The 12,516-nt window shown below is 73.1% G+C and carries 9 protein-coding genes; 2 read left to right on the forward strand and 7 right to left on the reverse strand.

The annotated features are described in order from the left end of the window. Positions 1 to 87 precede the first annotated feature (87 nt). Positions 88 to 882: a class II aldolase/adducin family protein gene (locus ACF1BE_RS24230; protein ID WP_392201109.1), complete on the reverse strand. Its 795-nt coding sequence runs from the start codon at positions 880 to 882 to the stop codon at positions 88 to 90. Positions 883 to 1,021: 139 nt separating this feature from the next. On the opposite strand from ACF1BE_RS24230, the gene ACF1BE_RS24235 reads away from it, so the two are divergent. Then, positions 1,022 to 1,489, forward strand: coding sequence for a pyridoxamine 5'-phosphate oxidase family protein (locus tag ACF1BE_RS24235; protein ID WP_392201110.1), 468 nt, complete (start codon positions 1,022 to 1,024; stop codon positions 1,487 to 1,489). A gap of 13 nt (positions 1,490 to 1,502) precedes the next feature. Here ACF1BE_RS24235 and guaA read toward each other — a convergent pair whose 3' ends face one another. Beyond that, the gene (gene guaA, locus ACF1BE_RS24240; protein ID WP_392201111.1) at positions 1,503 to 3,083 is read right to left on the reverse strand and encodes a glutamine-hydrolyzing GMP synthase; all 1,581 of its coding nucleotides are present in this window, start codon (positions 3,081 to 3,083) and stop codon (positions 1,503 to 1,505) included. 284 nt (positions 3,084 to 3,367) lie between these two features. On the opposite strand from guaA, the gene ACF1BE_RS24245 reads away from it, so the two are divergent. Further along, positions 3,368 to 3,685: a chorismate mutase gene (locus ACF1BE_RS24245; protein ID WP_392201112.1), complete on the forward strand. Its 318-nt coding sequence runs from the start codon at positions 3,368 to 3,370 to the stop codon at positions 3,683 to 3,685. Between the two features lie 275 nt (positions 3,686 to 3,960). On the opposite strand, the gene ACF1BE_RS24250 is transcribed toward ACF1BE_RS24245, so the two are convergent. From ACF1BE_RS24250 to ACF1BE_RS24270, 5 genes are all read right to left on the reverse strand, one after another. Then, positions 3,961 to 5,739, reverse strand: coding sequence for a GMC family oxidoreductase N-terminal domain-containing protein (locus tag ACF1BE_RS24250; protein WP_392201113.1), 1,779 nt, complete (start codon positions 5,737 to 5,739; stop codon positions 3,961 to 3,963). A 101-nt stretch (positions 5,740 to 5,840) separates the two neighbouring features. Continuing rightward, positions 5,841 to 7,454, reverse strand: coding sequence for a succinic semialdehyde dehydrogenase (locus ACF1BE_RS24255; RefSeq protein ID WP_392201114.1), 1,614 nt, complete (start codon positions 7,452 to 7,454; stop codon positions 5,841 to 5,843). Positions 7,455 to 7,581: 127 nt separating this feature from the next. Continuing rightward, complete coding sequence (locus tag ACF1BE_RS24260) at positions 7,582 to 8,505, reverse strand: serine/threonine-protein kinase (RefSeq protein WP_392201115.1); 924 nt, start codon at positions 8,503 to 8,505, stop codon at positions 7,582 to 7,584. 100 nt (positions 8,506 to 8,605) lie between these two features. Then, a complete protein-coding gene (locus ACF1BE_RS24265; RefSeq protein ID WP_392201116.1) occupies positions 8,606 to 10,351 on the reverse strand; it encodes a protein kinase in 1,746 nt (581 codons plus the stop codon). 119 nt (positions 10,352 to 10,470) lie between these two features. Further along, on the reverse strand, positions 10,471 to 12,360 hold the full coding sequence (locus tag ACF1BE_RS24270) for a protein kinase (RefSeq protein WP_392201117.1): 1,890 nt from the start codon (positions 12,358 to 12,360) through the stop codon (positions 10,471 to 10,473). Between the last annotated feature and the right edge of the window lie 156 nt (positions 12,361 to 12,516).

Consider the following 12,516-nt stretch of genomic DNA (forward strand, 5'->3'; position numbering starts at 1 on the left):
GTGTTGACTCGGCTGCGCACATTGCCGTACGGCCGGGATCATCCAGCCGGGGGAGTCCGTGGTGACGGAGGCGGCCGTGCCGGGGCTTCAGCTGAGCAGGTCCGGTTCGCTGCGGCTGATGTCCTGCCACAGCGGCTGGTAGTTGATCCAGGCCACCAGGTCGCCGCCGAGCTGTTCCCGGGTGGCGACGGCCAGCCTGTGGTCGATGAGCACCGGCCGGCCCGCCGCCTTCGCCATCAGCTGCACCTGGCAGGAGCGCTCCAGGGACAGGAACCACCAGGCCGCCGCGTCCACCGAGTCGCCGACGGTGAGCAGTCCGTGGTTGCGCAGGACGAGCGCCTTGCGGGAGCCGAGCGTGGCGGCGATCCGGCGGCCCTCCCCGGCGTCGACGGTGACACCCGTGTAGGCGTCGTACAGGGCGATGTCCTCGTAGAAGGCGCAGCTCTCCTGGGTGATGGGGTCGATGAGGTCACCGAGGGCGGCGAGCGCGCGGCCGTGCACGGAGTGGCAGTGGGCGACGGCGACGACGTCCGGACGGGCGGCGTGGACCTGGGCGTGGACCGTGAAGGCGGCCTGGTTGACGTGGTAGCGGCCCTCGACGACCTGCCCGTCCTGGTTGGCGAGGACGAGGTCGCCGACGGTGACGTGCCGGAACGGCATCCCGAAGGGGTTGACCCAGAAGCAGTCGGTGAACTCGGGGTCGCGGGCCGTGATGTGGCCGGACACCCCCTCCTCCAGGCCGGCCCGCCCGAAGATCCGCAGGGCGCCCGCGAGCCGCTCCTTGCGGTGCCGGCGTTCGTCCTCGGCCGACTCGTGCATGGGCGGCATGGCGAACCGAAGCTGGTCGGTGGGCAGCGGCAGGGGCGGTTTGGGCCCGTGCATAGGTCCTCCAGCACTGGGATTGCGGTACGGGCGGAAGTTACCTTCGGCCGGCGCAAAAGAGCAGAGCCGTCGTGTGAAGATGCCGTACGCCGCGGATACCCGACAGAGGATGTCGGCATTCTCGGCGAAGCTGGCCCGTATGAACTGGGCAGCTTTCAGCACCGCCGCACCCGGACTGGCGGCGACCACCGAGAAGCGCTTCGGCGCGTACCGGCACCACGTCCTCGTGACCCTCCGCAAGGACGGCTCCCCCCGCACGTCCGGCCTCGAGGTCCGTTTTCTCGGCGGGGAACTCTGGCTCGGCATGATGCCGGGCTCCCTCAAGTCCCTCGACCTGCGCCGCGACCCCCGCTTCGCCCTTCAGGCCAACCCCGGGGAGGGGACGGGCATGGGCGGTGGGGATGTGCGGATCAGCGGGCGGGCGTACGAGGTCGAGGACGGCGCGGCGAAGGCCGCTTACGTGGAAGAGGTGGAACCGCCGCAGCCGTTCCACCTCTTCCGCACCGAGCTGACGGAGGTCGTACGGACCTCCGTCGAGGACGACACATATCTGGTCACCCGGATATGGAAGCCCGGAGAGCCGGTGCGCACTCTCCGGCGGAGCTAGGACGTGGGGAGGACTACTCCCACTCGATGGTGCCCGGCGGCTTGGAGGTCACGTCGAGCACGACCCGGTTGACGTCCCGGACCTCGTTGGTGATGCGGGTGGAGATGCGGGCGAGGACGTCGTAGGGCAGCCGGGACCAGTCGGCGGTCATGGCGTCCTCGGAGGAGACCGGGCGCAGCACGACCGGGTGGCCGTAGGTGCGGCCGTCTCCCTGGACACCCACGCTGCGGACGTCGGCGAGCAGCACCACCGGGCACTGCCAGATGTCGCGGTCGAGGCCGGCCGCGGTCAGCTCCTCGCGGGCGATGGCGTCGGCCTCGCGCAGCAGATCGAGACGCTCCTTGGTCACCTCGCCGACGATGCGGATGCCCAGACCGGGGCCGGGGAACGGCTGGCGCTGGACGATCTCCTCCGGCAGGCCCAGTTCCTGGCCGACCATGCGGACCTCGTCCTTGAACAGCATGCGCAGCGGCTCGATCAGCTTGAACTCGAGGTCCTCGGGCAGCCCGCCGACGTTGTGGTGCGACTTGATGTTCGCGGCGCCGGTGCCGCCGCCGGACTCCACGACGTCCGGGTACAGGGTGCCCTGGACGAGGAACTCCACGGCCGGGCCCTCGTCGGCGATGATCTCGGCCTGGGCCTGCTCGAAGACGCGGATGAACTCGCGGCCGATGATCTTCCGCTTCTCCTCGGGGTCGGTGACCCCCTTGAGAGCGGTGAGGAAGCGCTCCTCGGCGTCGACGACCTTCAGCTGGACGCCGGTGGCCGCGACGAAGTCCTTCTCGACCTGCTCGGTCTCGCCCTTGCGCATCAGGCCGTGGTCGACGTAGACGCAGGTGAGCTGGTGGCCGATGGCCTTCTGGACGAGGGCGGCGGCGACGGCGGAGTCCACCCCGCCGGACAGACCGCAGATCACGCGCTTGTCGCCGACCAGCTCGCGGATCGCGGTGACCTGCTCCTCGATCACGTTGCCGGTGGTCCAGTCCGGCTTCAGGCCGGCACCGCGGTACAGGAAGTGCTCCAGCACCTGCTGGCCGTGCGTGGAGTGCATGACCTCGGGGTGGTACTGGACGCCGTAGAGCCGCTTCTCGTCGTTCTCGAAGGCGGCGACCGGGACGACGTCCGTGGACGCGGTCACCGTGAAGCCGTCGGGCGCGGCGGAGCAGGCGTCGCCGTGCGACATCCACACGTGCTGCTCGGCCGGGGTGCCCTCGAAGAGGGTGGAGGACGCCCGGGAGACCTGGAGGTCGGTGCGGCCGTACTCGCGGGCTCCGGTGTTGTCGACGGTGCCGCCGAGGCTCTGCGCCATCAGCTGGAAGCCGTAGCACATGCCGAAGACGGGGACGCCGGACTCGAAGATCTCGCGGTCGAGGCGGGGGGCACCCTCCTCGTACACCGACGAGGGGCCTCCGGAGAGGATGATGGCCGCGGGCTTCTTGGCGAGCATCTCCCGGACCGGCATGGTGCTCGGCACGATCTCGCTGTAGACCCGCGCCTCGCGGACGCGACGGGCGATGAGCTGGGCGTACTGCGCGCCGAAGTCCACGACCAGAACGGTGTCGGGGTTGGCGGCAGTGTGAGTCGCTGATGACACGGGGTGCCTTCTGGTGGTCGGGCGGGGGTCTGTGCTACCGAGTCTAACGGGGTGGCCGGGAAGGCTCCCTCTGTACCGGGCCCGTGGCATACTGGCGCCATGCTCCAGCACGTGATCTTCGTCTTTACCTATGGCACCGGGCCCGCCGGCTGCCATGGTCGTGCTGCTTGAGCGAACCGCCGAGCAACTTCCCAGGCGCCCCGGGCCGACAAGGCCCGGGGCGCCTGTCGTTTTCCGGGTTCTGCCGTTCCGGGGCATCCCTCTTCCCGACCGAGGAGCCCGACATGACCACCACCAGCCCGCACGCGACCGCCGTCGGTCCGCACGCGACCGCCCCCTCCGGCCCGCACGCGACCAGCCCGGAAACGGTCATCACCGACGCCCGGGAGCGCATCGACGTGCTCGACGACCGCATCATCGGCCTCGTCCAGGAGCGGATGGCCGTCTCCGCCGTCGTCCAGCAGTCCCGGATCGCCTCCGGCGGCCGGCGGGTGAACCTGTCCCGCGAGATGGAGATCCTCGGCCGCTACCGCGACGCGCTCGGCAGGCCGGGCACCTCCCTCGCCATGACCCTGCTGGAGCTGTGCCGGGGTCGCATCTGAGTTCGTCCCGACGGGGAGCCGCACACCGGCACACGGGCCCGGCCTCTCCGTCCCGCGGGGCCCCTTCGTCGTGCCCGCGACCGGACCGCGGCGCACACGTGACTCAGGTCACACGGGAACCTTGTGGTTCCGGAGCAACCCTTCGGCCTTCTCGCTGATCAAACCTGCGGGATCGACGAACGGCGCGGAGGGACCTGCCTTCGGAGGGGGAGGCAGGTCCCTCCGCGCCGTTCATCCGCGGGGCGCGCCTGACCGCGCCGTCCGCGCCGATCCGGTCACTTCTTCGGCGGCATCGCCGGCATCCCCAGGAACGGCAGCCGGAGCGCGCCGAACGCCTCCGGGGGGACCGCCGGGTTCTGCGGCTCCACCGGCTTCAGCCGCTCGTACGCCGCTCCCGGCGCCGGACGCGGATCCTCCTCGCCCTTGTTCGGCCAGAACGACATGGCCCGTTCGGCCTGCGCGGTGATCGTCAGCGAGGGGTTCACGCCCAGGTTCGCCGAGACCGAGGCGCCGTCCACCACCGAGATGCCGGGGTGGCCGTAGAGGCGGTGGTACGGGTCGATCACGCCCGTCTCCGCGGAGTCGCCGATGGGGCAGCCGCCGAGGAAGTGCGCGGTGAGCGGGGTGCCCATCAGCTCGCCGACGTTGCTGCCGGCGAAGCCGTTGATCTCGGCGGCGAGCGCGGAGGCGGCCTCGGTCGCGGCCCTGATCTGCTTGGGGTTGGGCGAGCCGTGCCCCTGGCGGGCGGTGAGCAGCCCCTTGCCGACACCGCCGGGCTTCAGGAACGTGGTCAGCGAGTTGTCCAGCGACTGCATGACGAGGCCGATGATGGTCCGCTCCGACCAGCGCCGGTTGGACAGGGAGCGGGCGACCAGCATCGGGTGCCGGGCCGCGTTCGCCAGCCAGGCCAGCACGCGCGAGGAGCCCTCCGCGTACGGCACCTGGAGGATCGACAGGCTGCCCATGGAGTTGGAACCCCTGCCGTAGCGGACCGGCTCGATGTGGGTGCTGGCGTCCGGGTGGATCGAGGAGGTGATGGCGACGCCCCGGGTGAAGTCGGCCCGTGGCGCGCCGGTGGCCCGGTGATAGCGGCGGTTGTCGGTCTGCGCGCCGACCAGCGCCTCGGAGTTGGTGCGGGTGAGGTCCCCGAGCCGGCGGGACAGGTACGGCAGTTGGCCGCCGGCCTTCATGCGGTGCAGCAGGGTCTGGGTGCCGTAGGTGCCGGCCGCGAGGACGACCCTGCGGGCGGTGAAGGTCCGGCCGTCGCCCTTCTTCTTCCGGTCCGTCGGCAGGGTCGTCACCGCGTAGCCGCCCCGCGAGTCGTCCGTGACGGACACGACGGTCGTCATGGGGTGGACGACCGCGCCCGCCTTCTCGGCGAGGTACAGGTAGTTCTCGTTGAGGGTGTTCTTCGCGCCGTGCCGGCAGCCGGTCATGCACTCGCCGCACTCGGTGCAGGCCTTCCGGTCGGGGCCGGCACCGCCGAAGTACGGGTCGTTCACCTGCCCGCCGGGCTGGGCCTTCACCTTGCCGTCGGCGTCCTTGCCGTCGCCGAAGAACACGCCGACCGGGGCGAGGTGGAAGGTGTCGGCGACGCCCATCCGCCGGGCCGCCGCCTTCAGGTGGACGTCGGAGGGGGTCATGGTGGGGTTGATCCGGACGCCGAGCATGCGCTGGGCCTGGTCGTAGTACGGCTTCAGCTCTTCCTGCCAGTCGGTGATGTCCCGCCACTGCGGGTCGTCGAAGAAGGCCTTCGGCGGTACGTAGAGGGTGTTGGCGTAGTTGAGCGAGCCGCCGCCGACGCCCGCGCCGGCCAGCACCATCACGTTGCCCAGCAGGTGGATGCGCTGGATGCCGTAGCAGCCGAGCCGGGGGGCCCACAGGTAGTTCCTCAGGTCCCAGGAGTTGCGCGGGAGGTCCTCGCGGGTGAAGCGGCGGCCGGCCTCCAGGACGCCCACCCGGTATCCCTTCTCGGTGAGGCGCAGGGCGGACACCGAGCCGCCGAAGCCTGAGCCGACGATGAGGACGTCGTAGTCGTATGCGTCCTGGGGCACGGGTGTCTCCTCGTCGAGTGTGCGTGCGGGCCGTCCGTGGTCTGTCGCGCTCGCGCGGCGGGGGCGCCCGCCGGATGCGGCCCCGCGCCCCTGCGCCGGGCTCACCGGAACCGGAATGCCTTCATGAGCCGCAGACTCGTGGTCATGAAGGCGGCGTACTTCTCGTCCGTCATGCCCAGCGAGGGCGCCATCGGCAGCAGCCGTTGCCGGGCCACCGTCTGGGCCTCGGTGTACTTGAGGATGCCCTCGGAGCCGTGGCGGCGGCCAAGGCCGGAGTCCTTCATGCCGCCCATCGGTGACTGGACGCTGCCGTAGGCGGGGGCGTAGCCCTCGTTGACGTTGACCGTGCCGGTGCGCAGGCGGGAGGCGACGTCCCGGCCGCGGCGGGCGTCCCTGGTCCAGACGGACGCGTTGAGGCCGTACGGGGTGGCGTTGGCGCGTTCGACGGCCTCGTCGTCGGTCGTGAAGCGGTAGACGGAGACGACCGGGCCGAAGGTCTCCTCCTCGCACACGGCCATGGAGTCCGCGACGCCGTCGAGGATGGTGGGTTCGAAGAAGTAGGGGCCGATGTCGGGGCGGGCCACCCCGCCCGCGAGCACCTTCGCGCCCTTGGCGACGGCATCCTCGACATGCCGTTCGACGGTCTTCAGCTGCCGCTCGCCGGCCAGCGAGCCCATGTCGGCGCCGTAGGCGAGGGCGCTGCCGAGCCGCATGGCCCGGGTGCGGGCGGCGAAGCGCTCCAGGAAGGCGTCGGCGACGGAGTCGTGGACGTACAGCCGCTCGATGGAGATGCACAGCTGGCCGGCGGAGGAGAAGCAGGCGCGGACGGCTCCGGCGGCGGCCTTCTCGATGTCGGCGTCGTCCAGCACCAGCATGGCGTTCTTGCCGCCCAGTTCGAGGGAGACGCCGACCAGGCGGGCGGCGGCACCGACGGCGACCTCGCGGCCGGTGCGGGTGGAACCGGTGAAGGAGACGTAGTCGGCGTGCCTGACCAGCTCCGGTCCGACGACCGGGCCCTCGCCGAGGACGACCTGGAAGACGCCGGCGGGCAGCCCGGCCTCGACGAGCAGGTCACGCGCCCACAGGGCGGTGAGGCAGGTCTCCGTGTCCGGCTTCATCACCACGGCGTTGCCGGCGGCGAAGGCGGGCAGGGCATCGCCGACGGACAGCTCGAGCGGGTAGTTCCAGGGGGCGATCTGACCCACGACCCCGCGGGGGTGCCGGAGTTCGGTGACCTGCGTCAGGGCGGGCACGGCCCCCGCGTGCCGCTTGGGGCGCAGGTAGGCGGCGGCCCGGCGGCCGTAGTGACGGGCGGCGACGGCGACGGCCTGCACCTCCTCGTGCGCGTGCAGGCGGGCCTTGCCGGTCTCCAGCTGGATCAGGTCCAGGACCTCGGCCTGTCGCTCCAGCACCAGGTCGTGGAAGCGGAGCAGGACGGCGGCCCGCTGCCGTACCGGGACCTTCGCCCACACGGCCTGCGCGGCACGGGCCGCGTCGAAGGCTCCGCGGACGTCGTCCGGGGTGGACTCGGGCAGGTCGGCCAGTTTCTCGCCGGTGAGGGGGGTGTGGTTGGTGGTACGGCCGGTGCCGGCGACCCCCTTGGTCAGCTGGGCCACCAGCTCCGGGGTGACCACGTCGGCGGCCGTGCGGACGCCTTGGGGAGCGGGCGCGAGCGGGTTGGTACCGGCGATGTCCGGGGCCTGGGTGTCCGTCATGACGCGCAGGGTATGCCGCGGCGGAAGCTTTGTGTACCCGTCGGTAACGGGGATTCACGGAGTACACACAACCTGCCAGTGATCACTGGCAGCGAATGCGCTGATCAGGGCGTCGAGTGGGCGCCCCTCAGTCGGTCTCGGTCTTCTTCGCGAGGAGGAGACCCAGTGCGGACAGGGGCGCGCGCCACGGGGCGGTCGCGGGCGCGGTGGCAGGGTCGGCCGCGGGCGCCGGGTCAGGGGCGGGGGCGGGTGCCGGGTCCTGACTCGGGGCGGCGGGCGCTCGGTCGGGTTCCGGTCCGGGGGGCAGGCCGAGGTAGTCGTGGAGTACGGCGGCGACCTCCTCGGCGTCCGGCCGCGCCGCCGGCTCCCCGGCGTGCAGGCTCTCCAGCAGCGGGCCCAACGGCCCCAGCGGCCCGGGGCCCGTGTCCCCCACGGCGGCACGCAACAGGGCGCCCAGGGACCACAGGTCGGAGGCCGGGCCGGCACCGGGTCCCGCCGCCCGCTCGGGGGCGACGAACCCGGCGGGCGACTCGTCCGCGTGCCCGTCCCCGATGCCGAAGTCGGTGAGGACGACCCGCCCGGTACCGGACTCCAGCAGCACGTTGGCCGGTTTGACGTCCCGGTGCACGATGCCGACGGCGTGGGCGGCGCGCAGCGCGCCCAGCACGGCCAGTGCGATGCGGGCGGCCTCGGGCGGCGGCAGGGGGCCACGGAGCAGCACTTCCCGCAGGGACTCGCCCGCCACCAGCTCCATCACGATCCAGGGGATGCCGTCCTCGGTGACGACGTCGTACACCGTCACGGCGGAGGGGTGCCGCACCCGGGTGGCGGCCCGGGCCTCGTGGCGGAGCCGGTGCGCGGCGCGCCGGCTCTCCTCGTCGGTGGCCGGATCGCCGGGCAGCACCGGCTCCTTGACGGCCACCAGGCGCCCACCCTGTTCGTCGCGGGCGCGCCAGACGGTGCCGGCCGGCCCGGATCCGAGGCGTCCGGCCAGCCGGTAGCGACCGCCGATCAGGCGTGCGTCGAGCGGGAGTTCGCCGTCTTCGGTCATGGCACATGAGTACCGTGCGCACCAGGGCCTTGTCGAAGCGGGCGGCCGGAACCGTGCGTCCGGCGCCGGTGCGGGCTGCCCGTCAGGGAACGCGGGCCGGTCACCCATCCGTGACCGAGAAGGTGTCGACGGCCACGTCGAAGTACTCCCGCGCCTCCCGCACGCTGCCGACCGGCGCCGACACCCACACGTCGTACAGCCGCCCGCCCTCCTCCCAGCACAGGTCGTAGGTGTGGCGCGGGCCCTCCGCCGCGCTGAAACCGTCCCAGGTGAACTCCCAGAAGGCGGCCGGGTGTCCGGCGTGCCTGGTCCGCGTGACCCGGCCGTCGTGGTAGCCGGGGTTGGTGGAGGCGCCGTTCGCGGCCGACCGCTTCATCACCCCGGTGGGGCCGCCCGGCTGGGGTGCGCCGACCTTGACACCCAGGCGGAAGGTCTCCCCCGGTGAGAGGTAGAAGACCCGCTCGCCCTGTGCGCTGCGGGTGAAGTCCTCCGGAACGGCGAGGGAGAAGCCGGCCGGGTCCCGGGCCGCGCGGTAACCGGACGGCGCGCTGTGCGAGTCGGCTGCGGTCGGGCGGGGTGCGGTGGAGGCGGTCGTCGGGGTGGGTGAGCGGGTGGGTGACGGCGTCGGCCGGGTGGCGGGTGCCGACGGGGACAGGGTCGTGCCTCCCGTGCCGGTCCGGGTGGCCGGGCTCGTCGCCGTACCGCCCGGGGTGCCGCCGCCCCCGCCCCCGTCCCGGTGCAGCAGCAGCGCCGCGGCCGACACGCCCGCCCCGGCCAGCGCGGCGACGAGCAGCGCCGCGACCAGCACACCGCGCGGCGACGACCTGGCCGGGAGCGCCTCCCCCGACGGCGGGGGCGAGGCGTACGGCGGCGACCCGCCGTGCGGGAGGTCCCACTGGGGCGGCGGGTGGTGCGCGGAGGGCCTCGGCGTCCGGCCGCCCGCGATGCGGTGGAGGCGCCCGCTGCCGTGCGTGCTCCCCGCCGCGCCCTGGCCGCCCGGCGCGTCCGGCGTCCGGCCCGTCTCCAGGTACGCGCCCAGCATCTGCTCGGCGTCCGCCGCGCCCAGCCGCCGGTCGGGGTCCCGCTCCAGCAGACCCAGCACGACCGGCAGCAGCGGGGCGGCCTGGGCCGGCGGCCGGATGTCGTCGGCGACGACGGCGTGCAGGATGCCGCCGAGCGAGTCGCGCCGGAACGGCGACTCGCCGCTGAGCACCGTGCACAGCAGCGCGCCCAGCGACCACAGGTCGGACTCCGGGCCGGTGCGCAGCCCGGACATCCGCTCCGGCGCGGTGTACTCGGGCGAGCCGACGAAGGAGCCGGTCTCGGTGAGCGTCGTGGCGCCCTCGACCTGGGCGATACCGAAGTCGGTGAGGACGACCCGGTCGGTGCCGGACTCGAGCAGGACGTTCGCGGGCTTGATGTCCCGGTGCAGGACTCCTGCCTCGTGTGCCGTACGCACCGCGCTGAGCAGGGCGATGCCGATCCGCGCGGCCTCGACGGCGTCGACCGGGCCGTGCCTGGCGATCCGGTCGGCGAGCGAACCGCCGTCGATCAACTCCATGACCAGGTAGGGTCGTTCGTCCTGCTCCACCACGTCGTGCACCACGATGATGTGCGGGTGCCGCAGCTGACAGACCGCGCGGGCCTCGCGGAACGTCCGGTCCCGGCGGCGGCGCGCGTCGTCGTCCGGGAGCGCGTCGTCCGGCAGGAGTTCCTTGACCGCCACGTGCCGGCCCAGCACCTGGTCGCTCGCCCGCCAGACGACGCCCATGCCGCCGCGCCCGATGCGTTCCTCCAGGCGGTAACGGCCCGCGATCAGCCGGAAGCCGGCTCCCTCGGTCCCCATGCGCCCCATCATGCCGCACCAGGGGCGTACCCCCCGGGGCGCCGACCGGCCAAGCCACGCCGCACAGCCTGCCTGTTTCGGCCGTCCGCGGCCCCCGCCGCGCGTCCGCGGCGCCCGGATCAGCCCCCGTTCGGCTGCTGCCAGCTCCGCAGCACCCACGGGAACTGCCTGCCGGTCGTCGCCCAGTCGGCGGCCGGCGACGACATGTAGATCACGTATTCGGTGCCCTCGCGCGAGAAGTACGTCTCCTCCACGGCGTGACGCGGCCCGGCGACGTAGGGCGGGTCCTTCTTCAGCGCGGTCCAGGTGTACTCCCACAACGCGCCGTCGCGGTCGCGGTAGATGTTCTCCTTCATGGTCACGCGCCGGTAGTCGACCAGCCGCTGGAGCTGCCGCTCGAGGTCCTCCTGGTGCGAGAGGGGCTTGGCGTAGTCCGGCGCGGTGTCGATGGCGATGCGGACGAAGTGCCTGCCGCCGTCGGGCGTGTAGTCGACCTGCTTGAGGTCGCCCTGGATGCCGTACACCTTGCGGGTCCAGCCCTTGGGCAGGGACAGGCTGAAGCCCAGCGGGTCGTGGTACGTCCGCCAGCCGGCGGGGACCGTGCCGGAGGAGCCGGGCGTGCCGCTGCCGCTCACGGACGGCTGCGGAGCCGGGCTGGAGTCGCCGCTCGTCCCGGTGTCCTGTTCCATCCCGCTCCACCACTGGATGCCCGCCGCCGCTCCACCGCCGAGCACCGCCGCGACGGCCACGACCAGTGCGAGGGTGCGCAGCCGGCGGCGGGGCCCGCCGCCCGCCCCGCCCCCTGCGGGTTGCTGCACCATGGTGACCACACCTGCCGTCGGCCCGCCGGGCGTGGTCGTACCGCCTGTGGCTGTACCGGACATGGGTGTGCCGGACGTGGGTGCGCCGGTGGTGGGTGCCGTCGCCCTCGGGCCGGTCACGGAACGGCCCGCGCCTGTGCCCGCGCCGTGGCCTGGACGGCCCGCCCCGGAGCCGTAGCCGGGGCCTGCCGGTGCGGGACCGTAACCGGAGCCGGTCGGTGCGGGGCCGTAACCGGAGCCGGTCGGTGCGGAGCCGTAACCGCCCGCCGGGGACCGGGAGTCGTAGCGCCCGCCCGCCGCGTCCGGGCCGTGACCGCTGTCCGGGCGCACGCCCGAGCTCCGGGTCGGGACGAACGCCTGTGCCGAGCGCGGCCGGCGGCCCTCCGCCGCCTCGGCGAGCATCTGCTCCGCCTCGCCCGAGTCCGGGCGCCGCGCCGGGTCCTTGCGCAGCAGCGCGGCGATGACCGGCCCGAGCGGACCGGCGTGGCGCGGCTCGTCGGCCTCCTCCTCGACGACCGCCTGCATGGTGCTCAGCGGCGAGGTGCGCCGGAACGGCGAACGCCCCTCGACGGCCGTGTACAGCGTGGCGCCGAGCGCCCACAGGTCCGAGGACGGGCCGGGATCGTGGCCGCGCACCCGCTCGGGCGCGAGGTAGTCGACCGAGCCGACGACCTCACCCGTACGGGTGATGGTGGAGTCGCCCTCGATCTGGGCGATGCCGAAGTCGGTGAGCAGGACCCGGCCGTCCTCGCCGAGGAGGACATTGCCGGGCTTGACGTCCCGGTGCAGCACACCGGCGGAGTGCGCGGCGCCCAGCGCGCGCAGCACCCACAGTCCGATCCGCGCGGTCTCCGCCGGCTCGATGCGGCCCCGCTCCTTGACCGCTTCGGCCAGCGAGTTGCCCTCGACCAGTTCCATCACGATCCACGGGCGGCCGTCGTGTTCCAGGACGTCGTGCACGGTGACGACGGCGGAGTGGTTGATGCGCGCGGCGGCACGCGCCTCGGCCCGGGTACGGGCGAGGAGGACGGCGCGGTCGCTGTCGGAGACGTAGAGCGCGGCGGTCAACTCCTTGACGGCGACCTGCCGGTGCAGCACCTCGTCGTGGGCGCGCCACACCCGGCCCATGCCGCCGCTGCCGATGGAGTCGGCGAGCCGGTAGCGGCCCGCTATGAGCAGGCCCTGCATCTGATTCACGTTGCCCCGCAATGCTCTTGACAGGCCCAGATTAAGGACCGGCCTGCCCGCAGGGAACCGGCGGGGTGCCAAGGTGACAGCACTGTGACGGTTGACGCCCCCGCACGCGTGCCCGAATCCCTCCGCACCGCCCAGCCGCCACACGGA

The sequence above is a fragment of the Streptomyces sp. NPDC014991 genome, assembly GCF_043080665.1.
Lineage (GTDB): Bacteria > Actinomycetota > Actinomycetes > Streptomycetales > Streptomycetaceae > Streptomyces.